We start from the raw sequence: 26,041 nt of genomic DNA, 5'->3' as shown, positions 1-26,041 counted from the left end.
AGCAGCAGTGGGCTACGAAGGATTGGTGAGGTGCTGATGGTGTGATGACGAACGGTCGAGCCGGGATCGGGACAATCCGTTATGGGCCATGCGCCGAGAGCGCGCGAACCTGAAAGGAACCCGATCGGCGGACTTCATCAGGGCCCGCGGCATCAATGCGCTGCCGATCAGAGGCCGTATACATGCCTGCACCCGACCAACTCGTCAGAAGCGCCAAATGGCCCTTGCCACGCGGAGGCCGTCCATACAGGCCCMTAGCGCMTCCTTCCACTCACCGGAAAAGGCTGCACCATCAAAGCCCGGGATCAAACACCTAGAGCATGACGCGCGGCCGCTTCTCGGAAGAACAGAACATCGCGATCTTGAAGAGCAGGAGTCCAGGGTCTCGGTCGCCGATCTGGACCGCAATTGGCTTGGGGACTTCGCCGGCATGGAGTCTTTCCGTCAACGATCCACATCAGCTACGATGGCCATGATGACCTCGTCCCGCCACTGGCCATCGATGAAGCAGGCGCGTCGCATGATACCTTCGCGTTGTAGGCTGGCCTTCTCGTAGGCGCGAATTGCCCGCGCGTTATCTGCGAAGACGCGAAGCCAGATTCGTTGTAGGTTCTGGTGGCGAAAACCGAATTCGACGGCGAGGCGAACCGCCTCCGAACCGAAACCGCGACCGCGGTCCGCATCCGAGCCAATACGGATGATTAGCTCGGCACTGCGATGGATCGGGTGAAGGTCAATGAGTTGCAGAATTCCAACGATACGTTTGGTTTCCAGTTCCCGGATTCCAAAGATCACGCGTGAGGGGTCCGTCGTGACCTTCTCAAACCAGGCAGTGTGGCCAGACTCATGAACTGGCGCATAGGGTGCATTGAAGCGAACTGTTTCTGGATCATTTATCCATGCGAATAATCCTTCGGAATCGCTGCGGCGCAATTCGGTCAACGCGATCCTACTTCCCGTGAGCATTCCGCTACTCCAGCACCGTCGCCGTGTCTGTCAGCGGCCGCCCATCGTGCATCATGTAGTCGATCACGGAGAGGCCCGGAAGATAGCGCGCGGGATCACCATAGACTCTCGGAGTGAAGCTTTGCTCTACAAGCCTTACCCCGCGTTCCGCGAAGATGTGGTCCTGCTGATAGCCACTTGCGCCGCCTCCTGCGAGATAGGCGTCGCCGCCTGCAGCCTTGACAAGGGTAATTAGGAGTTCGGTCGCCTGACCGGAATGGGGCAATTCCGACTGACGCACAAATCGCGTGGTCAAGCCCAAGTGCGTCGCGATGGCGCGGGTGGCTGCAATGTTGAACGTCGCGAGATTCGGCTCTGGCGAAAGGATAATCGGAGACAGCAGGTCGATCGTCCTCGCGTAACAAGGTGCCTTACGATAGTTGGTTTCGAGGGTCTTTAGGAGCTTACTGCGCCAGGGCTGGCCGTCATCAATCCATGCTGCTGAAATAGGCGATCCCAGCGGCATGCGTTGCACGGGGCAGGTGATCCAACGCGCCTCTCCTTGAATGGCGATGCGCACACGGTTGCACCAGGAGCCCATACCGCCGGATCCCGCCCGCGGATAGTCGACCGCGTCCAGGAACACGAGCGCGTCCGCGCGTCGGATCTTGTCGAAGTAGCCGAGCCAAGGAAAGAAATTCGGTTGATGAATCGCGATAAGACTGGGCATTCGGCGTGCTTACAAACGCGTGTCGAAGAACGATTTCAAACGCCGGAACCACCACAAGCCGCCGGCGATGAGGGCCGCTGAGAGTAAGGTGAGATAGGCGATCATCCAGAGATGCGGCAAGTTCCCGGCGAGGATCGGCGCGCGATAGCACTCGGCGAGCACATAGAAGGGATTGTAGATGAGGATTGCCTGCGCAACTGCCGGATAAGAAGAGAGGGGGTAAAAAATCGGGGAGGCGAACAGCAACATGGTCAGGACACTGGGTAGCGCAAGTGAGGTGTCGCGCAAGAAGACATTTAACGCCCCCAGAAACAAGCCGATTCCTGAAACGAACAGAAGCTGCAGGCCAATGACGATCGGCAGAGTGATCAGAGCTGGGCTCAGGCTTTCGCCCGCTGCGATTTTCAGGATGAACACGAGCGCGAGCCCCACGCTCAGGGGAACAAGACCGAGCATCGCCCCTACGATCGGCAATAACTCTGATTTGAAGGCGATGTTCTTCACGATGCCCGCGCTCCCAGTGACTGAGCTCGTCGCCGAGCTCAGTCCTTCGCTCAGACCGAGCCAGGGCGCGTAGCCGCTTATCAGCCAGATGACAAAGGGCAGCGCGCCGTCGCGCCCTGGCAGACGGCTGGGAAACACGAAGGTGAACACAAAAACGAAGATGCCCATCAGCATCAGCGGCGACAGCACTGCCCAAATCAGGCCTAGTGACGAGCCTAGGAAGCGGTCGGTCAATGCCATCCGGAACAGGTTGATGAGCATGCCAAAGTCGCGTCGATCAAACCCTGCAAGAGTCATGAGATTTCTCCGGGCGACTTAACGGCAATAGTGGGTGGATAGTAGAGCAGCGGCACGCCACCGAATTGCCCCTCCTCATCAACAACCTCAACGACCCGATGCATGGTGTCGATGGGGCCGTTAGCGTCGAGGAGTGTGAAATCGAAGCGGTAAAGGCCCGCGCCGAGTACCATCGGATCGAGCACCACTGAAGCTTCAAAGCGCCCAATGGGGGGGAGCGCGTGTCCCGCTTCCGACAGACGGCGGGAAACGATGCGGCGTCCGTCGACGCGCAGAATCGAAAGGCAGATATCGGCCGTTTCGGCCGCTTGGATGATCTGACCTGATGCAGCAAGCCGCAACGGAACGAAGGCACGCGCAGTTGCGGACAGCGACGCCCCTTCCTGTTCAAGCGTCACGCTGTCCAGGTGACCGGCATCCGGGCGCGGTGGCAGGTCCTCTCCGCGTTCGAACTTAGCCGCGAGTTCAGCTTCGTCAGCCTGTTCCACCGCCCTTTCATAGGCTGCCGTTACCTCCGCTGACGGGCCATCCATGACGAGTTTGCCCTGATCAAGCCATAGGCAACGATCGCAGATCTCGCTGATGACGCCCAGCGCATGACTCACCACGATCACAATGCGCCCCTGCGCCGTGATCTCCTTCATGCGGCGGCTCGCCTTCGCGGCGAAGAAGGCATCGCCGACGGACAGGGTCTCGTCAATGATCAGCACATCAGGTTCGACAAAGGCCCCCATGGAGAACGCCAGGCGGGCCTTCATGCCGGAAGAATAGGTTCGCACGGGACGGTCGATGAAATCGCCCAGTTCCGAGAAGGCGATGACCTCCTCAACATGGGCCTCGATCTCATAGTGGCTTTTTCCGTGCACTGCGCCGTCGAGATAGATGTTCTCGCGGCCTGTCACCTCATCGCGCAAGACGGCCCCGATGGTGAGCATGGCATGCACGTCGCCCTCAATCGTGACTGTGCCGGATGTCGGCTCCGTTATTCCTGCGAGCAAAGAGAGAAGCGTTGTCTTACCAGCGCCATTCCGACCGATCACGCCAACGCGCTCTCCTTCCCGGACATCGAATGAGACGCCTTGGAGAGCCTGAACCCTCCGATGGGTGGCTTCGCGCCGCCCGATACGCAGGGCATCGCGCAACGAGACCGGTCCGCTGCCCTTTTCTGCGAGCGCGAACGTCTTGGTCAGATCCCGGATACTGATGAAGGCGCTCATGCCTGTACGGCCTCCGGAGACTGCACGCTCCACTTCATTGGCAGCGGCATTCCTTGTCGAGGATCCCCGGTCACTTCCAAGGCAATGCCGTTGCCGTTCAACCAAGTCCAGCCGTCGAGCAGCTTTAGTCGTCTGCGATCAACCGTATCGGGCGCCGTGAGATGAAGGCTGATCTGATACGAGCCGGGATCAAGAGGCACGGCTGGGACATGGAGACTGATCTCGTGATGGCCAACCGAATCCCCGATGGGGTGGGGCTGCCGTGTCATCAACGCTGTTTCCCAACCGAAACCGGGCTGAAGTCGTTCGATTGCGCATGTGCACCCCACAGCGACCGGCCTGAGGATTTCGACGCCGACCGATATGTTGAGATCGCTGCCTGCCGCGACGGCTATCGGCGTACGTGGGCGGGAGATCAGGCGTGCAATGCCCGGAAAATAGGTCTGCCGTGCGTCCTCGCCGTATAGATAGAGTCGCGCGGCGCGCTCCGCCGGCCCCCCGAACGTCACTTTGCCCCTGTCCAAGACATAGGCGGTCTCGCACATGCGTACGATCGCTGCCCAGTCATGAGTGACCAAGACGCCCGACGCCCCCTGCGAGATGCGAGAACGTAGCCGGCGCCAGCATTTCGCCTGAAAGTGCTGATCGCCAACCGAAAGGATCTCATCAAGCAGGTAAACATCGTAGCTTCCGGCGGTGGCGGTGGAGAAGAACAGCCGGGCCGTCATTCCGGCCGAATAGGTCAGGACGGGATCCTCGAACCGATCGCCGAGTTCGGAGAAATCGTGGATGTCGAGGATCATTTCCGCACGTTCGCGGCGCGAGAAACCGTGAACGGTCAAGAGACGGTCAGCGTAGGCGCGGCCTGTGAGTTCAGGATTGCCGACGAGGCCGAGTTCGTAGATCGCGGACATGGCGCCGTTCACTGCCACTCTGCCCGTATCGGTTGCATAGACACCGCCCACCACGCGCAGCAGCGTGGACTTTCCGGCGCCGTTGCGGCCGAGCACACCCACGAACTGGCCTTTGGGGACCTCGAAGCTGACATCGTGCAAGGCTTGGAAAACAGGGACGTCTTTGCCGGCGCCAAAGGCGAGTCGCCACGCGCTACCGCCGTCGACGAGCGCAAAACGCTTCGACACGCCCTCACAGGTGATGGAGATTGCTGCTGGCATGTTAGCTGGGGCCGATCAGGACACGAAGCGCTTGTGGGCCGACCTGTGCAGTTTGTCGAGGCAAATGCCGCCCTCTGCATCTGTGGCGTTACTGATAAGCAACAGCCCATCGCCAGTGACAATGCCGGGCTTAGCAAAATCGGGTAACCCTGTCAGTTGCCCCGGGGTGCCCAGGACTTTGGGGGGCAGGTCCGTGAGGTCATTTGTCCAGATGCGATCTTCGTCCAGTGTGGTGAAGGCGCCTGGATCTAAGGGGCATTCTGCTCCGGCTAGCGTCACGTCCGCGGCATTCAATAGCAAATGACTACCTGACATTCGGGCGCTCCCCGTTGAGGAAGACGCGGCACCACTGTTCGAAGGACAGGAACGACCAGATCAGCAGCCGGTGGTTCTTCTTGCCCGACATATGCTCTTCAACTGTTTCGCGGATGAAATCCGCGTCGAGATAGGCACTGGAGGCGAGGTCTGAGCCAAGAAGCATCTCGCGAACATAATCGGCGTTTTCGCCGCGATACCAGGATGCTTCCGGCGAAGAAAAGCCTTGCTTGCGCCTCTCCATGATCTCGGGAGGCAGGACATGCGCCATTGCTCTCCGAAGGCAGCTCTTGCCGCTTGCGAAGTCGTCCTCGGCAAGTAGCTTCTTGCGTACGGCATCCTCATCGACGGTAAGCATGTGCTCAAGGTCAGAAAGTTTGTGCTGGGCCGGAAGGCGCATGGCGAAATCGACAAGCGCGTTGTCCAGAAAGGGAAAGCGCTCCTCGAGGCCGCTTGCCATGGAGAGCTTGTCGCCCACTAGCAGAAGGCCGGACAGGAAGGTGCGGCACTCAAAATAGAGGGAGGCCGCGATGTGATCCTCCGGCGTCTCGAAAGAGAGCCGTGGGGCATCCGCATAGACGGTGCGGAAGACGTCAAACATCTCAGCTTCGTCGTCGGCTGCGGCGCCAAAGAGGCGTTTGCGATCCTGGGCCGTGGTCAGCCGCTGCCAGAAGCCGTAGTAGTTCGCGAGGTAGTCCTGACGATCGAGCGAACGGAACACCCGGTAGTAGCGCCAGGGGTAGCCTCCGAAAAGTTCGTCTCCTCCAGCGCCGGAGAGGCAGACTTTGACGAATTTCGAAGCGAGCCGAGCGATATAGTAGTTCGGGTAACTCATCCCGAGCCGCAGGTCCTCAAGGTGCCAGATGACACGTGGCAAGGACCAGCGGATGTCACCGGCGTTGATTACCTGCTCGTAATGCTCGGTCTTGTAGCTGTAGGCCATAAGCTCAGCATCGCGCCGCTCGTCGAAGCCGGCCTCCGCTCCTCGCACCCGGCTCATCTCGAAGCCCGCCGTGAAGGTCTGCATGCGCGGTACCTTGGAGGAGGCGAGGGCGACAAGCGTGCCAGAATCCATGCCGCCCGAAAGATAGGCGCCGACTGGAACGTCCGAGACAAGCTGCCGCTCGACGGCCTGGCTCATCAACGACTCGAGGTTCGCCACCGCCTCGTCGGGATCAATCGGAATGGGGGAAGAGAAGTCGTAGTCCCAATAGGTCTCGCGCCGTTCACCATTGCGATCGACAATGAGAATCGTTGCCGGCGGTAGATGTTCGACCCCTTCGAACAAAGTGTGGGGGCGGAAGAGGTTCTGAAAGGTGAAGTATTCCCGCAAGGCAGCGTGATTGACGCGCGTCCGGAACTCGGGATGGGCTAGGAAAGCCTTCACTTCCGAGGCGAACGCGAGCCGGCCTGCCGTACGCCAGAGATAGAGCGGCTTCACGCCAAACCGATCTCGCACGAGGTAAAGGCGCTTCTCGACGGCGTCCCAAAGAGCGATGGCCGCCATACCGTCGATCTGCCGCGCAAGTTCTCTTACCCCCCAAATCGCGGCGCCGGCGATCAGAACCTCCGTATCCGAGCGGGTACGGAAGACCCAGCCTTCCCGTTCTAGTTCACGCCTGAGCTCGCGAAAATTGTAGATCTCCCCGTTGAAAGCGATCGTCCAGCGGCCGTCCGGCGAGTGCATCGGCTGGCTCGCCACCGCCCGCAAATCGATGATCGATAGCCGACGATGGCCGAGTCCGAGCGGGCCGTCGATGTGTAATCCTTTGCCGTCGGGCCCGCGATGCGCGATCGCATCGCGCATCGCGGCGACAACTTTGCCATCGGCAGGCGAGCCGTTGCGATTGAGATAGCCGGCGATACCGCACATATCTCGCCGCCTACCAAAAATTGGGGCGGCCAGAGCGGGCTACCGTTTCGTCGTACCAATTGCCCATGGCGGTGGCATAACCGTCGATCGCACGTTGAAGTCTGGCGCGGGGCGCGATGACCGTTGGTGTCCACCATTCGGGGTGGGTCAGAACTTGGAGATGCTCTTCCCGGGCCTCGCTGAGGACATCACGGAGGCGGCGATGAAGCCAGATCCCGTTAGAATCGGAGGCGTAGCCATAGCCGTTTCGCAGCCGTTTGGAATAGGCGTTGATCAGCCCTGCCAATTCGTCATCGTCCGGCATAGGCTGTTCGAGGACCCCAAAGAGATGGAAGCTCACGGCGGTCGGAGCAACGCCAAACTCCCGATACAAAAGGTCTCGTTCCACGGCGATGGCCGAAACCAAGGCATCTCCGCTCAGCGCAGGGCGGAAATGCGTGGGATCGAAATGCAACGCAATATCGTGGCCAAGACCTAGGATGCGCTCAACGAGATGATGGATATCTGTGGAGAGTAAATTGTAGAAAATCGAGCGCGGATATATAAAATATGTCGCCTTGACGCCTTCTTCTGCCTCCAGTTCAGCGAGTTTCACGGCGCGGTGCATCGATACGTCGACGTCGTGGCGCCATAAGATACTGCGTGCTGTGCTTTCAGATCTAAAGCCGCAAAATTTATAATTTCTCTTCGCTAGCTTTAAGAGGTCGCGATAACCGTCTTCGGTGAAGTCGCAAAATTCTAGTTTATGATCTATATTCTGACGCATATCTTCACTATTCTGATATTATGAACAAGTCTGTCACGGCTATTGGCAATGTAATCTGCGTTCATCTAAGTTATGGGTGGCTTTGTTGCCTTGATATACACACCGTAGCGATGCTGATCGCCTTTCCAGCTATATCGCTGAACCGTGTCGATCGCAAAGTTTCGCAGCAGGCCCTGAATCTCCCAGTCCCGGAAATGATGAAAGTGGACCGTATCCTTGATGAGCGATGCGTGGTGGAGCCAGACCAATGAGGCAAGGTAGAGGGTGCCGCCCGGACGCAGCACGCGAAAGGACTCTTCGATTGCCTGGGAGGCATCCAGGATGTGATCCAGGCTCGTCATTAGGGAGACGTTGTCGAAGCTAGCGTCGCGGAATGGAAGAAACTCTGCCATCCCGCAAATGCAAAACTGTTCGCTGAGCGCCAGTGACGGCTCAAGGCCGACATAGTCAACGGTTCGTGGGAACATCCGGCTGCTGATCTCGGGCGTGTCACAACCGATATCGAGCAGGGACCCTGATGCTGCTTGGGTTAGGCGCCGAGCCCGATAGAGATGCCGCTCATACCAAACGTCTTCGTAGGCCGAATTTTGCTCGCCCCCCTGAGCCTTGATATTCGCCAGATAAAGATACTGCACGCCGGGCTCACGGAGCGAGGTCGATTCGAAGTGATACTGGCCGTCCTTGATGCGGGAGCGAGCGAAGGCCGGAAGCAGTACAGGGCGCTGACCTAGCATCGGTACAGGAGTGCCGTTCGCGAATTTGAGCGCGCCGTCCAGCGTCTGGTGAAGTTCGGACCGATCGTCAGGGTCGACGAGCAGGGGTGAGGCTTCCTGTGTCGAAAGGCAGCGCGCGGCGTCCTCTCGGCGCAACTCGGCCAGCGATATTGCGTTCTCGTCAAACTTGATCGCTATGTGCGCCCAAGGCGTTTCCATTGGCAGCAGCCTAGTCAGGAATGGATCGTCGATGCGAGAAGCTTATGCGAGATCGGGAGCCGCTAAAGCAAGCTTTGCAAAACCAGATTTCAACCCAGTGGGGGCCGGGCCAAATTGAGCTTCCATTCGCGTTGTATCGGCGACAAAATTACCGGGATTTCCGTCTACGATTGAATAAATGGCGGGCTTGCCGAGTATCGTAGCGAGGAGTTCCGCAGCGTCTCGGATGCTTACGATTTCCGGTCCGGCGATGTTCGCTATGGTTGGTTGGTGTAAATCGAGCGCAGCGGTGAAGGCACTTGCGGCATCGTCGACATAAATCGGGTTAAGCCGAGGGCCGGTTTCGCCCTCCAATCGGATTGGTAAACCCTCTCGAATCGAGCGGATCAGCCTAGGCATCAAGAATGCCTCTGCCTGTCCGGCTCCATATACGAAGAACGGACGCAGCACATGGATTCTCACGCGCTGTTCGAAGTACCGCAGAAGCTGTTCTGCAGCGGCCTTCGTGGCTAGATAGAAGCCGAGTTCGGCAGCAGGTCTGATCGGGGCTGTTTCCGAGATTGGATGATCTGAGGGGCCGTAGATCCCGCCGGACGACGCCATGATGAAGGTATCGGCTCCCGCCTCAACTGCGGCTTCTGCAAGATGGGCTGCAGCTGCGACGTTCAGCGCGGCGACTTGACCGGCGTGCTTCGGGAAGTCGTGCCATCCTGGCGCCTGCGCCAGGTGAATAACCGCCTGGAAATGCCCGATCCTAGCGAGGCTCGTTGCCGAAGCCTGCGCGAGGTCAATCTCGATTCTCGCTACCCCTTTCGGTAACTGGGCGGAACTCTGAGGGCGAACAATAGCGATTACATTATCACCTTGCTGAATCAGTCGCTGGACCACGGCGCGCCCAATCAGGCCTGTAGCCCCGGTCACCAGAACGCTTCGCTTACTCATCTGTAGAGCCATTCATGTCTGTTGCCGGCATCGTCCGGTCTCCTCACAGAATCTCGTCCTCCGATGGCGGGCTTCCGTGCTCTCTCAGGTGGTCATAGACACGTTCAAAGCGTTCCGCGAGCCTTTCTCCCGACCACCACTGGATCGCATGTTCTCTACTGTCTTTGCCAACCGCACGGCGCTTGGCCGGATTCAGGGCGAGGTCGCGCAGAACATTAGTGATGGTGGTTTCATCGGCATTCACGATCGGAGAGTCCAGGATACAGCGAGTTGCCGGCAGGCTGGTCCCATCCATCTTGTTGACGCGACCAACGACGGGTTTGCCTAGCATCATGCCCTCGCGAGCCAATGCGCCATATCGGCCGTAGTTAAGTTGATCGACGATGATATCAGCCTGGGCCTGGATAAACCGATTGTCCAGCGACGGGATATCTTTGACAAAATCGAGCTTGATGTTGATCCCCTCGCCCTGAAGCTGCTGAACTGCCCTAACGACAGCGCCGGTTCCCTTGACATTGAGTCCTTCGCGAGAGCGAAGCTCGTAGTTTCCCATTGCATGGTACACAACTACCTCTCCTTGCTTTCGCGGGCGAACGTATTCCTGAGGTATCTCTAGCTCATTCGACCAATATCCTGGGTCGATTGCAAAAGTTAGCGGCGCTCTAAAGGATTTCTTCGAGCCTTTGAAGTCTAATGGAGGGTCAGTTTCGGTGCAAAAAAGATCGACGACGCTCGTGAGTTTGCGCCCCCACTCTAGATTCAGGGTGTCAGAGCAAATGGTAGGTTCATTTTGCCAAGGGCAGTTTGCGCAGGTCGACGGGCTCCAAGTCTTGAATGAACTTTGGGAAACGCCATCGTGGCAACCGCTATGAGTATATCCGATTAGAGTACCCCGGCGCTTCGCTTCAAGTGTATCCCATGGATATCTAGATGTGTGGGATGAATTCGCATGATTTGATGGAAATAGACTAAGTACTCCAATTCCGTAACTATGTATAATTCCAAATCTATCGGCGTTATCTTTCAAGAACGTATGGATATTGTTCTTTTGAACATCGGGGTCCGGGTCGAATATCGTCAGATCGTCCCCATGATAGTATTTGCGGTTTGGGTTGCTAGGTGATTCGGTGGAAATTGATAGCGCATCCCATCCCCTATTGCGTAAAGCCCGCGCAAGATAATAGAAATTATAGTAAGCGTGGTGAGTAAAGAGAACCGCTCTGCGTCTTGGTTGTGCCGGAACGAAGTCGGGGAGGAGGCTTGGTTCGTTGAACGGCGCATTTGACACGCGACCATGCTCATCTCTCATATCCGAGCCGTGCGCGTGAAAATCCAGCCGATCGAGATCTGCGAGTATGTGGTTCAGCCGAGCGAAGTAATCTAGCGTCGCGCCTGAGGCGACAGCTGCCTCATTCGCAGGCCCTCTCGTTTCGGCCCAAGCCAACGCTTTGAACGGCATCTGGGTAATGGCCGCCATGAGCTCGTCGCTGCGATGGGCAGCGTGCCCGCCTGCGCTATTTGGAGCGACGATAATTGCCTCACGCAATCTGCCGTCTATTGCTGCTTCTAGGAGCGGGAGGGGGGCGGTACCGCGCAGGCTGGAGAGGGCCGGGTCGTCTGGCTTGACGAACAAAACCAGCAGTTGCGCCCCGCGCTGGCTCATCAAGATATGATAACGGTCGCCAAGCGCTGCAACTTCGGCAACACGTTGTCCAAGGGGAACAATTGCCTGCTTCTGGAAGCCGAGTGCCTCGACCTTGCTTGTGAACCTCTGCCGTGCGGAGAGCCCATCGATTTCCTTGCGCAGCGTATCTAGTGCCGATTGAAGCTCGGACTTGTGCTGGAGATGGACGGCATTCGCAGCTCGGACTTCATCAAGTTCACGCTGGATCGCGGCGAGTCTGTCGGAGGCAGCATTGATATTTTGTTCGACGTGGCTCTTCCATACCTTTCCACGGCGCAGCAGTTCCAGGGGTTTGGGGGTCATGCCTCTCCCCTTCCAACCCGGGCAAGCGTCGGCAAATTTCGCAGAATACTGCCCCCAAGTCGCGGTACCTTACGCATCATGCCGCTTCCTGAGCACTCGCCTTATCGGTCTTGCGCCATGCGATCAGACGCCGAAGACCTTCATCGAGGTTAACCTCTGCGGTAAAACCGATCTCCTGCTCTGCCCGTTTTGGGCTTCCAATTCGATTCCTGACGAGGGTTGCCTGACTGCGTGGGGCATAGGTGATTGGTTGGTTGCAGCCGGTCAGGTGGCAGATTCGCTCTGCTAGTTCCTTAAGTGACGTACGTGTTCCCGTGCCGACATTGTAGAAGCGGTCAACGCTGTCGGCGCGCATCGCGCACAGATTCGCCCGAGCGCAGTCTTCAACCGCCACAAAGTCGAATGCCTCTGATCCGTCCCCAAGGATCGTGGGTCCTTCGCCGCGATCGATGGCATCGAGCATCTTCATTATTACTGCGATGTAGGCGCCGCGGTAATCCTGACGCGGGCCGTAGACATTCATGTAGCGCAGTCCGACCAGATTGAGGCCGTAGCGGTGGTGGAAGGCGCGGGCCATAGCCTCACCGGCAATCTTGGTCGCTCCATAGAAGTTCTTGTTGTTGAACGGATGATCTTCCGTCATGGGCTCCTCGACCGCGTCGCCATAGACCGAGGCCGAGGACGAATAGACGAGTCGCTTGACGTTCTTGGCGACGCACGCTTCCAGCACGTTGAACGTGCCGCGAACATTGACGTCGAACGCCGAGCGCGGAAAATCGTGGCACTGAAGTAGCCACAGCGCGGCGAAATGGAAAACGCCGTCGGCTCCGTCGAGCGCGGATTGGAGTACGTCGGTCTGCAGGATGTCGCCGCCCACATCGTAGATTTTGACACGCGGATCGGTGAGCGCGCCAAGGACGTTCGCTTTCCGGCCTCGTACGAAATTGTCATAAACGAGGATCTCCGCGACGTCGGTTCGAGTCAGCTGGTCTACGGTATGGGAGCCAATCAAACCGGCGCCGCCGATGACGACCACTTTCTTGCCGTTAAGGTTCATTTCCGCATCTCGTTCTGCTAGGCTGGTGTTTCTCGCGGGCAACTACCCGCACGCTCGATAGTTAGATAGCCTTGCGGAGTAAATCAGCAATCTGTGTCGCCGACGTGCCGTCGCCGTAGTCGGGAATTTCCCTGCGCGGAGCGTAGTGCGGTTCAGTCCACAGCCGATTCCAGCCCGCCTCCAGGGTTTCCACCCACTCAGTCTCGTCTCGGAGAGTGACGCAAGGTACCCGATGGAAATAGGCCTCTTTTTGAAGGCCCCCCGAATCCGTGAAGACGCCGGCTGACTGGTTCACAAGCCACGCCATATCGAGATAGCCAATTGGGTCGATCAACATGAGCCCGGTAGGCACAATACCGCGACTGGTGAACAGTTTGCGCGTGCGGGGATGCACAGGCATAATGACGGGTGAGGTTTTCGCCTCATTCTCCAGCCAAGCAACAACCCGCGCGAAGCGGCCCGGATCGTCCGTGTTCTCTGCGCGATGGATGGTTGCCACGGCGTAGCTGTTTGGCGTCAGCTTCAGGTCCGCAAGTATCGTAGAGCGGCCTTGCGCGCGCTTCACGGCTGCAATGGTTGTGTCGAACATGACGTCGCCGACCGCGTGCACGCCACGCGTGATGCCCTCATTGGCCAGATTGCGGATCGCGGTTTGCGTCGGGCAAAAGAGAAGGGCGCTGACATGATCAGCCACAACCCTGTTGATCTCTTCGGGCATTTTGCGGTTGAACGAGCGAAGGCCGGCTTCGACATGGGCGACCGGGATGTTCAGCTTCGCTGCCGCCAGCGCTGCCGCCACGGTGGAATTGGTATCGCCGTAGATCAGGACCATGTCCGGCCTTTCCGCCAGCATTGCATCCTCAAGTTTCTCCAACATCCGCCCGGTCATCGCACCATGACCGAGGCTGTTAACCTCCAGATTGTAGGCGGGCTTGGGAATGGAGAGTTCATCAAAGAAGATGTCCGACATCAGCGCATCGAAATGCTGACCGGTATGGACGAGTATCTCCCTCAGACCAGCCTTGGCCAAGGCTTGGCTAACGGGCGCCGCCTTGATGAACTGCGGCCGGGCGCCAACCACGGTGAATATTTTACACATTACGTCGAAGCCTTACTTTCACCGTTAACGTAGGATGCCTGAGCGCCGCAAACTGGCTGCGATCCGGTAGCGCAGTGCACTGGGGAGCGAGCGCCATAGGCCCCGAAGTACGCGGCTGAGTTTGGTGTCCAGCGGCTTCAAAATGGCGCAGGACGACTCATTTGATGTGATTTCCCCGGATGGCTCGTCTGGCGTGACTTCACTGGGGCCGAATTCCGGCGCGGCTTTCCTCATGGACTGGTCCCGAGCAATCCACTCGAACCGAATGGGGGGGCTGGAGGCGCTATTTAACGAAACGATCTTGTCCAAGTCCTGAACTACACTGCGCGATATATTCTCCCAGTTAAACTCCTTCTCAAAATACGATCGTGCTTTCGCTCCGGCCTCGGTGCGCTTCCTTTCGTCTAACGTCCAGGTGTTTACAAGTTCAATTAGCTGGTCTCTTTCGTGAAATGGAATTGACTCGCCAATTCCATTGCTCTCAATTATTCCTGAAACGTATTCAATTTTATTGGATAAAATTGGTATCCCTGCCGCCATGTATTGGGACATCTTATTTGGGCATGCGAATTTATTGGCATAGTGCCTGGAGTCGTACGGGATTATGCCGACGTCCGCCTTCCGTGCGAAATCGATCAACTCGCTCTCGCTAACAGCCGGTTGAAAGAAGATATTTCTATTCAACGTATTGTTTTGCCGCGACAATTCTAGGATCTGATCTCTGAACGCGTTTTCTGGTCCGCGGAGATGAAGGATCGCGTTTGTGTGCACGTCCTTCCAAGCGTCAACCAATAGATCTAGGCCGCGGCCGGGGGCGAAATTGCCCTGAAATAGGAAGACGACTTGCCGTTCTTCGAGTGGGGCGTTTGCATGCGGTATCTCTTCAGCGTCATTGCTGCGAAACCATTCGGCGTTGGCGTCTGCCAGCAAGGTGGCATTTGGTATGCTCTTGAACGGCAGCCCGTATTCGGACGTCAGGTGTGCGGCCAAGGTGTCAGACACCGTTATGCAGCGATCGACCGAAGCGGCTAGTCGACCTTCCAGTCTGCTCCAGAATTCATTCTCCCACGCCCGAAAATCGGTATAGGAAAACGGCCAGTACTCATGAGAGTCAAAGACCACGTGGCATTTCCAGATATGCTTCAGGGCCGCCGCAGCCGGTAGGCTTTCTAGATCCGCGCAGATCAGGCAGTCAAATGGTCCCATATTAAGGGCGGCCTGTAGCAATGCGCTGTTGGTGTTGACAAAATATCTGCACAACTCTTTGAAACGATAAAAATCGACGTCGTTGGCGTCAAAAGCCCCGAGCGATCTGCGTAGTTCAGCTTCAGACGATTTGCTGAAGATATCCAGTAACGCGATATCGCGAACGCCAGGAGTGTTCAGCATGTTACCGGAATCGCTGGATTTCCACACTGAACCATGACAGGTGCGTTCAATTTGAACGCGCCAGTGCGTTTCGCTGATTTGGCTCAAACGGGGCTCTTCTCCTGTCTCTGAGAAGCGATAGGTGCCGAGTTCGCAAACAGAATATGCTGGGTTGAGGCTCGATGCCCACCATCCTATGCGGGGGTCAACAACGGGGTCGTGTGCGCACAGAATGAGCGCTTTCGGCTTCGCCGATGCTGAGGGCTTCCGTGAGTTGTTTCTTCTGGCCCCCTTGGCTTCGATCTTATCGCTTATTTCCTTGTCCAGCGTGAGAACGAAGTTTTTGTATGTATAATTATCATTTAGTATGATTTCCTCGTATGCGACCTCAACCATCGCCGTTGCACGGCGAGTATCTTTTATGAAATCGACGGCCTCCTCGAAGTTCGATAAGTCTCGTTTCAACGGAAAGAAATGTTTTCCAGGTTGGAATATGTTAGAATATGCTCCTTCGAACATGATCTGAACAGATCGCGTCGCAGCAGCCTCAAAGTGGCGCGGGGATATCTGCGCGTAGGTTACGTTGCCCTCGAAATTACGTAGAATGCCCGCTTCCGCGATGCGATAGAAGTCGTCTGAAAAGGGGTCCATATCGGAGTGCTCAAGCGCGAACGTTCGGCACTGCTCGGCGACGCTGCCGTCGAAATCGAAAAGATTTGAGCCCGACTCGACACCTAGTATCGCTTTTGCTCCTCCCAGAAAGGAAAACCAGTCTAGGCCTGAGAGTCGATCCTCCCACCTTGATGAGATGTCGAGTGTCAGATTCCGGGCAGCGGGGTGAGCAAGCACCTGCGCGCCCACCTGTCGCTTCTCATAGCCGAGGCGGCCGAATGAAATCGGTTGAAGTGAGCCTCGATAGGCGATGTCAACGCGGCGTGCTTCGTAGGGTGGAGAGTTGATGTTTCTGACCGCTTCACTAACGTATCCGGTTAGCGTATGAATAACTGATGCATTTCTTAGTATTTTATCGTTATATACTTTATTTATCTCACCATCTGGGATGCAAGTTAGGAGAATATCAAAGCTATTTTTATCAAAGAATATTGGAAATTCTGCTGATCTGTAGTGTTCGTCTTGCTTGGCAAGGATTTTGATCCCGTCAAATTCCTTAAATTTTACCCTTAGATTACGGTCCAAGTTGTTCAGATTGTCGGGATTGTAGGCTGCAGTTGGATGTATCATCAGCCCTACGTAGTCGCTAAGATCCACGCTTGAGGGGATCTCCAAAAAGCCACTTCGCCCCGGCCAGAGATTCAGAATTTCAAACTTGTAGCAACTGTACTTTTGGAGAATGGCAATGTTCTCCCATACGGTCGCAATGCCATTCGGGTCAAAAAAACAGACGAGCAGAAACCGGCGATTGAAATCCGCATTAATATCAGCGCCCAAATGCGGGCGCATCTCAGCATTGGACACTGAGGCCATCTTGCTCTTTCCTTTGTCTTGTATCTCAACGCCGACGATAGCGATCATAACCTGACGGATTGATGATGGTTTCCATCGACCCAGCTGATACGGGGCGCGATGGAGCTTGTTTGATTATAATGCGGATCTCTGGTGTGAGCGGTAAGTTTCCGGTTACACTGCTCTGAATTTAAAGCAGCCGTCGATGCCGGCGTGAACCCCTGGTCGGGACAGGGGTAGGTTCTGTTGGTCGAACGTTAGTCCAGCCAAAAACTCTCGACTTTCCCTTGGCAAGCGCGCGTCCATGATTGCGCTGAATCTCTTATCCAGCAGCGACATTTCCCACGCTGACACGGCTACTCCAAAGCTCTCGATCTCGAAGCCGTAGCGAGAAGCGTAGTCGATGAACTGCCGTTCACTGAAGCAGCGCGAGATAGGGCAATCTGGACCGTCGGTCGATTTCTGGAATGCGGCGCCAAGGTCGAGATTCGGGTCGATCCCCTGAAGAATCTGCCGCTCGAACGCGACATAGAGATGTACCCAAAGGCTATCGCGATGATAGACCATGAACTGCGCCGTCCCGCCCTTCTTTAGAACGCGGCGGAGTTCAATCAGTGCCGGTTCCATGCTCTCCATGTGATGGAGCACGCCCGAGCTGTGCACGACGTCTATCGACGAATCTGCGATTGGCAGGGGCGCCTTGGTTACGTCGTGATGGTACAATTCGGGCTCAGCTCCATGGAGAGCCAGGCGCGCGCGCGCTTCTGCAAGCGAGGATTTCGAGACGTCGATTCCGATCAGCCGGTTTGGCTTAGACTGGGTGCTGAAGCCAACAAGATCATAGCCGGGACCGCAGCCGAAATCGAGGACGCTAAGGTTGTCTAGGCCGGAGACCGGCATTAAGTCGATGTAGCGAAAATACTGAGAATTTCTCCAATGAAAGTCTGTCAGAGATTCCTCGGCCGACGAGAATGTTCTGTGAAGTGTTACGTTATGTTCCGTCCAGTATTTTTCCACAGACAAAAAATCTTCCTTGTCCGTGTTCAAAATATCTCCTCCCTTGACGGTGGCCGCCTTCCCATTATTGTCCAGCGCGGTTCGGTTCGCGAGCCTCTGCTTTAGCCATGATGGCAAGGTCATTCATCTTCTCCGTGGGTTGGCCACGCTAAACGCTAGAATCGTCTTGTTCGCCGAACCGGATCCCTAGGCCCTTTAGCTATCCCGTCCGGCAGGAGCCCCTCTGGTGCTTCAGTTAATGCCGAAATGCAAGTTGCTCGCTTTCACCCTGTTGGCTATGAGCCCTTGGCAAAGCGGTCTTTGGCTCCGGTACTCCATAACAATGCGGCGTTGCCGTTGAAGCTAGCCGCGTGATTCGATGTATGGAGTTCCTATCGCAATGATCAGGTCGGATTCGCCTGCGTTGAAGCCGCGCATTGGCCTTATCTCTTTATCGGCTATTCCGGACGACCCACGTGTTCGACGCCAGGGAGACCTCTTCGCCGAACGGGGGTGGGATGTTTTCGCATTCGGCTTGCCTGGGGCTCTCTCAGCTGCCCCATACTGGGCCTGCCTTAGTGTGGGTGATTTGGTACCTCCGGGTGAGACATCCGAGCCGATACCGACTGTAACAAGAGGTCGCGGTTTTGGTTCTCGCGCCGTTGGCTGGCTGTACTGGCGTGTCGTGCAGCGCGCAGCCAGCCCCTTAACCCGGCGGGTGAAGCGTCTCGGGGAGGTCGCGCAAGTCTACTTAAGGCCTGAGCACGCTGCCCGGACCTATTGGTCACTCAATGACCGCTTCACGCAATTGTATGAACTCGCGCGCTCCCAGGAGGTTGATGTCTGGCTCGCCAATGACTGGACCGCCTTACCAATCGTGCAGAAGCTTGCGCTGGAGCAGGGGGTTCCCTACGCGTACGACACTCATGAATTAGCCGTTGATGAGTACGCCGAGCGTTGGCGCTGGCGGGTTTTCCAGCGGCCGATCATTGCTGGAGTTGAGAAACTGGGGATCGCCGGCGCGGCTGTGACGAGTTGCGTCTCGCAAGGCATCGCCAACCGCCTCTACGAACTCTACCGCCTTCCCGAGAAGCCGCTGCTGATCCGCAACATGCCGCGCTACGAAGCACACCCGCACCGCCCATGCGGCGAGACCATCGAGGTGCTCTATCATGGTGTCGTCAATGTCGGCCGGGGGCTGGAGGCTTGTATCGATAGCGTCGCGCTGTGGCGGCCGGAGTTTCGGTTGACGATCCGTGGTCCTGGCCCGGCCGAGTATCTCGAGGCGCTTGCCAATCGGATTCAGTCTGCGGGCCTCGGTGCGCGCGTTGTGCTGGCGCCGTCGGTACCGATGGTCGATCTGGTCAAGGAGGCTGCGCGCTTCGATGTTGGCCTTTTCGCGCTGTCCGGGCACTCGCAGCAGAACGTTCACGTCCTGCCCAACAAGTTCTTCGAATACACAATGGCCGGCCTTGCCCTATGTGTTTCGGACTTGCCGGAGATGACAGCGCTGCTGCGGCAATACGAGCTCGGCCGCCTGATTCCGGAGGTCACGCCGGCGGCCATTGTAAACGCAATCAATGGTTTCGACCGCGCTTCGATCGAGGCCTGCAAAGCGCGTTCGCTCGTCGCGGCAAAGGAACTCAATTGGGAGGCCGAGGCCGACCGGTTCTTCGATGCAATCGACCGCGCTGTCCGCAACCGGGCGGTGCAGGGCCTCGCCGCCCAATAGGAGCCCTGATGGATCGCGCTCAGGCCGTCGAGTGGCAGTGATGCTCAACTATTGTCAGCAGCTTGGCGCTCTCGGCCTCGAAATTCAGCCGGCGCGCCGCTTCGAGGCTGGCTCGCTTGCAGGCGTTGATCCCGTCGCGATCCAGGCCGGCGAGGGAGGCTGCGATGGCTTCCGGGGTGTCCTGGGGGAGCAGCAATCCGCAGCCGGTTGACTCGACGTGCTTGCGGATCTCGGGCAGATCGCTGCTGACCAGCATCAACCCGGCTTGCATATACTCGAAGACCTTGTTCGGCAGTGCGAAGCGGGCATGGGTCGTACTGTTCGACAGCAGGAAGATGCCGATGTCCGCTTGCGCCGCGACTTCCACGACCTGATAGGGGGCAACGGCGGGTTCGAAAGCGATGCGCTCGCCAAGATGCCCGGCCAGACTGCGTAAATGCTGGTCGAATTGCCCCTGAGTCGGGCCGCGGATGATCAGCCTGAAGTCGGCCGGCCAGAGCGGCAGGCTTGTAATCAGCGTTTCGAGGCCGCGGCGGGGCACGACAGCCCCGTGGTAGAGCACGGTGACCGGACTTCCCGTCGAGCGGAAGGGGGTGCCCTGCCAGGACGGGGTATTAGAGATGACGATGGGGCGCTCGGGGAGCCCATAGCGTTCTGCGAGCGCATCGGAGATGCCAGGGCTGACGGTGACGACTGCGTCTGCCTCGCGGATGTAGCGGTCCTCAACGCGCATGACATGACGTCGCGCTAGCGTGCGCCAGCGCCAACTGTCCGAGAATTCCTCGGGTGCAAATTCATGGCTGTCGTAAATGATGTGGGCGCCGCTGGCACGCTTGGCGGCGAAGGCGACAGGCAAGGAGCGCCAATCATTGGCGATGACGAGGTCAGGGCGATAATGCAGCAGGTCGCGGCGCGCCGCCAGCTTGGTCGTGGATGCCCAGTAAAGCGAATCCGCGCTGGCTGGCAGGAGCGTTGCCGGAGACTGCCTGAACACCATGCCGAAGCGTACCCGCCAGTCACTTCCGGGGCCCGGCAGGACCGTAACCGGAGCCGGGGGTGAATCCGGGAGTGGGGCCTGCGCGAAGATACGGACGTCGTAGCCGGCGCCCGCGAGCAACCCGGCGTGCCGCAGCACGCGCGAATCATGTCGCAGCGGCGAGATGCAGACGAGTGCGATTTTGGTCATGTCCGCCCCGGCATCGGCAGCCTGCGGCCGCATTCGCTTCTTCGCATCGCGAAGGGACCGCTGGACGAGTTCGTGGCACCCAGTTGGTGAAGCAAGACGGCGCCAAAGGCGCAGAGCATGTCAGCTGAAATTGTAGAATCTTCCATCTGACGCTCGATTGCGCTCACTGTTCCAAATCTTTTAAGCAGTATAGTTCCAATCTCGGTGGCTACCGTCGGTGTCAAGCAGTAAAGCGACGTTGTGGCAAGCGCGATAGCGGGCTCAGGCCGGTTTTATTTGCTTCCGGCAATCCGTGCATCGATGATGGGGGCAAGGCGCTCAGCAATCTCTTCAGCGCGTTTACGCCAAGAGGCATGCGCCCGAACATAGTCCGCGCCATTGCATCCCAGGCGGCGCGCGCGGGCCGGGTCGGCTGCGAGCTCCGCGGCGGCTGCGGCGAGCGCGGCTGGGCTCGCCATTGGAATCACCAGCCCGGTCTCGTAGTCTCTCACGAGCTCGCGCTGGAAGGGCAGGTCGGTCACGATCACCGGAACGCCGCTTGCCATGGCTTCGAAGAGTTTCAGCGGGGCGACGCCGGTGCCGAGATGGCCGGCCGTGTCTTCGGTGATGGAAAGCGCGGCTACTGCGCCACGCAGATGGGAGGCGACTTCCTTGGGCGGCCGGCGGCCGAGCCAGCGGACGCGCGAGCCAAGGCTTGCGTCTTTGAGGCGGTCGCGCTCGACGCCGTCGCCGATGATGACGAGGCCGAGATCGGCCGGCCACGCTGCTTCCTTCGTCGCCGCGATCATGGTTGCGATTCCGTGCCAGGCCGTCAGGCCGCCGACGAAAGCGATGTAGCGGCCCGGTTCGTTCGAGCGTGGCCCATCGGGCGTGAACAGTTTGACGTCTGCGCCATTGGTGACGACGCTGATGCGATTGTGCCCCGCCTGGGCTTTGGCCCAACTGCGCAGGCCTTCCGTGACGACGAAAACATGCGCCGCCATGCGCATCTGGCTGCGATAGAGCCAGCCGATCAGCGGGCCGATCCAGCCGAGCCAGCGATACGTCACGAAGATGTCGGCCGGCAGGCCGTTGATCTCCTGGAACACCGGGACGCCGCGCAGCCGCGCCCACAATGCGACTGGCAGCGCGGCGAAATGCGCGCGCATGTAAACGCCATCGCACGTGCCCAGTCGACGCGCCAGAGTCCACTCCGCGCGGACGTAATCGAAAAGGCGTGTCAGATAGCCGGTGCCGGAGCTCGCGCCGCCCCGGCCGGTTGCGATCAGATCGACATGCCAGCCGATCTCGCGCAGGCCCGCGATGATCTCGTGGACATGTGTATAGGTCGCCTGACCTTCGCGCGGAGTTTCCAGCGACAGGTAGACAAGGCGCCGCTTCGGCGTCACGCCGCCGAGGCCTCGCGCTTCAGGGCCTCGCGGACGGCCTCGATGATGTAATCCTGCGTGGCTTCCTCGAGATAGGGGTGCATCGGCAACGCCACGACCTCCTGCGCGACGCGCTCCGAGACCGGCAGGCCGTTGCCGGCAACGGGGAAGTGCTTGTAAGCGGTTTGCTGGTGCAGGGGCTTTGGATAGTAAACCGTCGTCGGCACCCCCTTGTCCTTCAGCGCCGCCTGGAAGGCGTCGCGGCGATGAGCGTCGACGCGGATCGTGTACTGCGCCCAGGTCGAAACACAGTCGGGCATCACATGGGGCGTCACCGTGACGTCCTTGAGTGCCTCGGTGTAGCGCCCAGCCACAATCTGGCGCTTTTCGATCTCCTCGGCGAAGATCTTGAGCTTCTCAAGCAGCACGGCGGCCTGAAGCGTGTCGAGGCGGGAATTCACGCCGACACGGATATTGTCGTATTTGTATGAGCCCTTGCCGTGAAAATGCAGTGAACGGAGCAGGGCCGCGTGCTCATCGCTGTCGGTGAAGATCGCGCCGCCGTCGCCGTAGCAGCCGAGCGGCTTGGCCGGGAAGAAACTGGTGGTGGCGAACTGGCCTATCGAACCGACGACGCGGCCTTTGTAGCGGGCGCCGAATCCCTGCGCGGAATCGGCGATCAGCACCAGGCCGTTCTCGGTGCAGAAAGCCTCGATCGGGTCGTAATCGGCGGACTGGCCGAAGAGATCGACGGTGATCAGGGCGCGTGGGTTGAGGTTGTTGTTCCTTGTGGTGACCAGCGCGGCGGCGAGGCCCTTGGGGTCGATATTGTACGTGGCTTCGTCGATCTCCGCGAAGACCGGGGTGGCGCCCATCCAGGCAACGACTTCGGCGGTGGCGGCGAAGGTGAAGCTCGGGCAGATCACTGCGTCACCAGGGCCGACGCCGAGCGCCTCCAGTACCAGCACGAGCGCATCGGTGCCGTTGGCGACGCCGATGGCGTGCTTTGCGCCGCAGTAGGCGGCGAGTTCGCTTTCGAACTGTTTGACCTGCGGGCCCAGGATGTAATTGCCCTCATGGACCACCCTGAGGATGGCGTCATCCATGGCTTGGCCGATATGCTGGCGCTGAGCCTTGAGATCGATGAACTCGATCGCCGGAGTGCCCATCACAGAATCTCCTCCAAGGTGTTCGGCCCGGTTTCGCGGTAGCGCCGGCCGGTTTCAGGGCAGGTGAGATCCGGCCCGAGCTTGGCGCCGTTATGGCTCATCCAGCCTATCCTGCGAGCCGGTACGCCAGCCATCAACGCAAAATCCGGCACGTCCCTCGCCACCACTGCGCCGGCGGCGATGAAGCAGTAGGCGCCGAGTGTGTGACCGCAGACGATGGTCGCATTGGCGCCGATGCTCGCGCCTCTCTTGACGAGGGTGCGGCGGAACTCGGATTTCCGGTTCAGGAACGCGCGTGGATTGTTGACGTTGGTGAAGACGCAGGACGGGCCGCAGAAGACATCGTCTTCGAGCTCGACGCCGTCATAGAGGGCGACGTTGTTCTGGACCTTGCAGCCGTCGCCCATGGTGACGCGCGGCCCAACCATGACGTTCTGTCCAAGTACGCAGTCCTTGCCGATGACCGTTTGCCCCAGGACATGAACGAAATGCCAGATCTTCGTGCCAGGCCCGAGAGTGACGCCGTCGTCGACATAGGCACTCTCGTGAATCTTCGCGCCGGGAAAACGTGGGTCGTCGCGCATCTCTGAGGCCGCGGCCATCGTCTCAGGCCTTCAGATATTTATGGACGAAGGGGTGCTGCTCTCCGCTGGACACGATTGGCGCGTGCCGGAACTGCGAGACGACTTCGACACAGAAGCGGACGTCGTCGAGACCGTAGCCCTTGCCGGCCAGGATTTCCTGGTAGCTGCGTGTGTGCAGGTCGGTGAAGCCTTCAGAGAATTCGACCTCCTCGCCGTCCAGGGAGATCGAGCGATACGTCGTCTTCTTGCCCTTGACGCTCTCTGGAAGATCGTTGGTATCGACCGAGAGGAACCAGCGAACGTCGGCCTTCTCGTAGGAGAGGAGGCCACCAGCGCGCTCCGGCTCGCGAAGATTGGCGGTCTGCGACTGTAGCGGGCCGAAGACATACGCCAACATGTCGAAGAAATGGACGCCGATATTGGTGGCAACGCCGCCTGACTTGCTCTCGTCACCCTTCCATGAGGCGTGATACCAGCGGCCGCGCGAGGTAATGTAGGTCAGATCGACGGCGTGGCGTTCATTCGACTGCGCGATGCGCTCCTTGAGTGCCTGGATGGCCGGATGAAGCCGCAGCTGGAGAATGGTGTTGACCTTGCGGCCGCTGTGCTGCTCGATTTCGGCGAGGCCGTCGATATTCCAGGGGTTGAGGACGAGCGGCTTCTCGCAGATCACGTCGCAGCCGGACCGCAATCCGAAGCGGATATGGGCGTCGTGCAAATAGTTGGGCGAGCAGACGCTGACATAGTCGATGTCCTCGCCACGCCGGTGCAGCTTGTCGACATGCCGGTCGAAGCGCTCGAATTCGGTGAAGAAGTGGGCCTGCGGAAAATGGCTGTCGATGATGCCGACGGAATCGTTCGGATCATAGGCCACCTTGAGGTCGCCGCCGACGGCCTTGATGGCCAACATGTGACGGGGAGCGATATAGCCGGCAGCGCCGATCAGGGCGAAACTCGTCATTTTGTCAGGCCTTGAAAACGTTATTGGCGACGATGCCGGCGCGGGCACAAGCGTTGCGTGTATCGACGACCAGCTTCGAATTCGCGACCAGAGCACCGTAGTCGACATCGTCGTGGTCGGTGGCGATCAGCACGGCGTCGAAGCCAGCGAGCGATTCCTTGCTAACCGGCACGCTCTTGCGTCCGGTCAGTTCCGCATGCTCGCGGGTCGGCGGAATGACAGGGATATAGGGGTCGTGGAACTCGACATGGGCACCGCGCTTCTCGATCAGTTCGATCAGCTTGAGCGAGGGGCTCTCGCGCATATCGTCGATGTTTTTCTTGTAGGCGATGCCGAGGATCAGGATCTTCGCGTCGCTCAGGTTCTTGCGGACCTGGGTGTCGACCAGCTCGGCGAGCTTGTTGACGACGGCATAAGGCATCTGGGTGTTGATCTGCCCCGCGAGCTCGATGAAGCGCGTGGTGATGTCATATTCGCGCGCCTTCCAGGTCAGGTAGAAGGGGTCGATCGGGATACAGTGGCCGCCGAGTCCGGGGCCGGGATAGAAAGGCATGAAGCCGAAGGGCTTGGTCTTGGCGGCATCGATCACCTCCCAGACGTCGATGCCCATCGCGGCATAGACCTGCTTCAGCTCGTTAACGAGCGCGATGTTGACGGCGCGGAAGATATTTTCGGTCAGCTTGACTGCTTCTGCGGTGGCGGTCGAAGAAACCGGAACGGCCTTAACAACCAGAGCGCTGTAAAGAGCCACCGACATGGCGAGCGAATCGGCGCCGTCGCCCCCGACAACCTTCGGGATGGTCGACGTACCGAAGTCGGGATTGCCCGGGTCCTCGCGTTCCGGTGAGAATGCCAGGAAGAACTCCTCGCCGCTCTTGAGGCCCGTCGCCTTCTCGAGAATCGGGCGCATGACCTCGTCGGTCGTTCCGGGATAGGTCGTCGATTCGAGGACGACAAGCTGTTCCCTGCGCAGGCGCTTGCCGATCGCCTCCGTGGTCTTCACGACATACGAGAGATCAGGCTCGCGATGCTTGGTGAGCGGCGTGGGCACCGCGATCAGCAATGCATCCGGTTCGGCCATACGGTCGAAGTCCGTGGTCGCAATGAAGGTGCCGTTCTTCACACCTTCGACGATCAGATCCATCGGGATGTGCTTGATCGCGCATTTCCCAGCGTTCAGATCGTCCACCCGCTGTTGGTCGATATCAAAGCCGATGACCTTGATACCTTGGCGCAGCGCCGCGAGGGCAAGCGGGATGCCGACATAACCAAGTCCGACGATGCCAATGACGACCGACCGATCCTGGACGCGTTCAATAAACCGCTGCGCGACTGGCGAATTCACATTCAACCTCAAGATTGCGCCAACATCGTT

General features: G+C 58.6%; 22 protein-coding genes. 1 reads left to right on the top strand and 21 read right to left on the bottom strand.

All coding sequences use genetic code 11. The annotated features are described in order from the left end of the window. Positions 1 to 444: 444 nt before the first annotated feature. The 15 genes from AC1DW9_RS32700 to AC1DW9_RS32630 all read right to left on the bottom strand — a co-directional run bounded on the left by AC1DW9_RS32700 (position 445) and on the right by AC1DW9_RS32630 (position 17,811). The gene (locus AC1DW9_RS32700; protein ID WP_476777147.1) at positions 445 to 966 is read right to left on the bottom strand and encodes a GNAT family N-acetyltransferase; all 522 of its coding nucleotides are present in this window, start codon (positions 964 to 966) and stop codon (positions 445 to 447) included. Between the two features lie 4 nt (positions 967 to 970). Then, entirely contained in the window at positions 971 to 1,675 is a 705-nt protein-coding gene (locus AC1DW9_RS32695; RefSeq protein WP_476777146.1) for a WbqC family protein, read from the bottom strand. Between the two features lie 9 nt (positions 1,676 to 1,684). Next, a complete protein-coding gene (locus AC1DW9_RS32690; protein WP_476777145.1) occupies positions 1,685 to 2,476 on the bottom strand; it encodes an ABC transporter permease in 792 nt (263 codons plus the stop codon). Beyond that, positions 2,473 to 3,693, bottom strand: coding sequence for an ABC transporter ATP-binding protein (locus AC1DW9_RS32685; RefSeq protein ID WP_476777144.1), 1,221 nt, complete (start codon positions 3,691 to 3,693; stop codon positions 2,473 to 2,475). The genes AC1DW9_RS32690 and AC1DW9_RS32685 overlap by 4 nt, the downstream gene beginning before the upstream one ends. Continuing rightward, positions 3,690 to 4,868, bottom strand: coding sequence for an ABC transporter ATP-binding protein (locus tag AC1DW9_RS32680; protein WP_476777143.1), 1,179 nt, complete (start codon positions 4,866 to 4,868; stop codon positions 3,690 to 3,692). Before AC1DW9_RS32680 ends, AC1DW9_RS32685 begins: the two co-directional genes overlap by 4 nt. A gap of 15 nt (positions 4,869 to 4,883) precedes the next feature. Beyond that, positions 4,884 to 5,183, bottom strand: a complete 300-nt coding sequence (locus tag AC1DW9_RS32675; RefSeq protein WP_476777142.1) for a DNA-3-methyladenine glycosylase — start codon at positions 5,181 to 5,183, stop codon at positions 4,884 to 4,886. After that, the gene (gene asnB / locus AC1DW9_RS32670; protein ID WP_476777141.1) at positions 5,173 to 7,056 is read right to left on the bottom strand and encodes an asparagine synthase (glutamine-hydrolyzing); all 1,884 of its coding nucleotides are present in this window, start codon (positions 7,054 to 7,056) and stop codon (positions 5,173 to 5,175) included. The genes AC1DW9_RS32675 and asnB overlap by 11 nt, the downstream gene beginning before the upstream one ends. A 10-nt stretch (positions 7,057 to 7,066) precedes the next feature. Continuing rightward, positions 7,067 to 7,822 carry a hypothetical protein gene (locus tag AC1DW9_RS32665; RefSeq protein WP_476777140.1) on the bottom strand — a complete coding sequence of 252 codons (756 nt, stop codon included), beginning with the start codon at positions 7,820 to 7,822 and terminating at the stop codon, positions 7,067 to 7,069. A gap of 65 nt (positions 7,823 to 7,887) precedes the next feature. After that, the gene (locus AC1DW9_RS32660; protein ID WP_476777139.1) at positions 7,888 to 8,754 is read right to left on the bottom strand and encodes a class I SAM-dependent methyltransferase; all 867 of its coding nucleotides are present in this window, start codon (positions 8,752 to 8,754) and stop codon (positions 7,888 to 7,890) included. A 42-nt stretch (positions 8,755 to 8,796) separates the two neighbouring features. Beyond that, positions 8,797 to 9,696 (bottom strand): NAD-dependent epimerase/dehydratase family protein, encoded by a 900-nt coding sequence (locus tag AC1DW9_RS32655; protein WP_476777138.1) that lies wholly within the window; start codon positions 9,694 to 9,696, stop codon positions 8,797 to 8,799. 43 nt (positions 9,697 to 9,739) lie between these two features. Beyond that, the gene (locus tag AC1DW9_RS32650; protein WP_476777137.1) at positions 9,740 to 11,683 is read right to left on the bottom strand and encodes a hypothetical protein; all 1,944 of its coding nucleotides are present in this window, start codon (positions 11,681 to 11,683) and stop codon (positions 9,740 to 9,742) included. A 76-nt stretch (positions 11,684 to 11,759) separates the two neighbouring features. Then, the gene (locus tag AC1DW9_RS32645) at positions 11,760 to 12,740 is read right to left on the bottom strand and encodes an NAD-dependent epimerase/dehydratase family protein (protein WP_476777136.1); all 981 of its coding nucleotides are present in this window, start codon (positions 12,738 to 12,740) and stop codon (positions 11,760 to 11,762) included. 61 nt (positions 12,741 to 12,801) lie between these two features. Next, the gene (gene wecB / locus AC1DW9_RS32640; protein WP_476777135.1) at positions 12,802 to 13,839 is read right to left on the bottom strand and encodes a non-hydrolyzing UDP-N-acetylglucosamine 2-epimerase; all 1,038 of its coding nucleotides are present in this window, start codon (positions 13,837 to 13,839) and stop codon (positions 12,802 to 12,804) included. 24 nt (positions 13,840 to 13,863) lie between these two features. Next, positions 13,864 to 16,692, bottom strand: a complete 2,829-nt coding sequence (locus tag AC1DW9_RS32635) for a glycosyltransferase family 4 protein (protein WP_476777134.1) — start codon at positions 16,690 to 16,692, stop codon at positions 13,864 to 13,866. A gap of 153 nt (positions 16,693 to 16,845) precedes the next feature. After that, positions 16,846 to 17,811, bottom strand: coding sequence for a class I SAM-dependent methyltransferase (locus AC1DW9_RS32630; RefSeq protein ID WP_476777133.1), 966 nt, complete (start codon positions 17,809 to 17,811; stop codon positions 16,846 to 16,848). 541 nt (positions 17,812 to 18,352) lie between these two features. Here AC1DW9_RS32630 and AC1DW9_RS32625 point away from each other — a divergent pair. Then, a complete protein-coding gene (locus tag AC1DW9_RS32625; RefSeq protein ID WP_476777132.1) occupies positions 18,353 to 19,399 on the top strand; it encodes a glycosyltransferase in 1,047 nt (348 codons plus the stop codon). A gap of 19 nt (positions 19,400 to 19,418) precedes the next feature. On the opposite strand, the gene AC1DW9_RS32620 is transcribed toward AC1DW9_RS32625, so the two are convergent. The 6 genes from AC1DW9_RS32620 to AC1DW9_RS32595 all read right to left on the bottom strand — a co-directional run bounded on the left by AC1DW9_RS32620 (position 19,419) and on the right by AC1DW9_RS32595 (position 26,011). Then, complete coding sequence (locus tag AC1DW9_RS32620) at positions 19,419 to 20,585, bottom strand: glycosyltransferase (protein ID WP_476777131.1); 1,167 nt, start codon at positions 20,583 to 20,585, stop codon at positions 19,419 to 19,421. Positions 20,586 to 20,857: 272 nt separating this feature from the next. Then, positions 20,858 to 21,973 (bottom strand): glycosyltransferase, encoded by a 1,116-nt coding sequence (locus AC1DW9_RS32615; protein ID WP_476777130.1) that lies wholly within the window; start codon positions 21,971 to 21,973, stop codon positions 20,858 to 20,860. Beyond that, entirely contained in the window at positions 21,970 to 23,121 is a 1,152-nt protein-coding gene (locus AC1DW9_RS32610) for a DegT/DnrJ/EryC1/StrS family aminotransferase (protein WP_476777129.1), read from the bottom strand. Before AC1DW9_RS32610 ends, AC1DW9_RS32615 begins: the two co-directional genes overlap by 4 nt. Beyond that, complete coding sequence (locus tag AC1DW9_RS32605) at positions 23,121 to 23,723, bottom strand: acyltransferase (protein WP_476777128.1); 603 nt, start codon at positions 23,721 to 23,723, stop codon at positions 23,121 to 23,123. The genes AC1DW9_RS32610 and AC1DW9_RS32605 overlap by 1 nt, the downstream gene beginning before the upstream one ends. Positions 23,724 to 23,727: 4 nt before the next feature. Continuing rightward, a complete protein-coding gene (locus AC1DW9_RS32600; RefSeq protein ID WP_476777127.1) occupies positions 23,728 to 24,666 on the bottom strand; it encodes a Gfo/Idh/MocA family oxidoreductase in 939 nt (312 codons plus the stop codon). 4 nt (positions 24,667 to 24,670) lie between these two features. After that, positions 24,671 to 26,011: a nucleotide sugar dehydrogenase gene (locus AC1DW9_RS32595; RefSeq protein ID WP_476777126.1), complete on the bottom strand. Its 1,341-nt coding sequence runs from the start codon at positions 26,009 to 26,011 to the stop codon at positions 24,671 to 24,673. Between the last annotated feature and the right edge of the window lie 30 nt (positions 26,012 to 26,041).

This window comes from Allobosea sp. P4_E12 (assembly GCF_056401655.1).
Note: the sequence above shows the minus strand (reverse complement) of the source record. Positions and strands in the feature narration are given on the sequence as shown.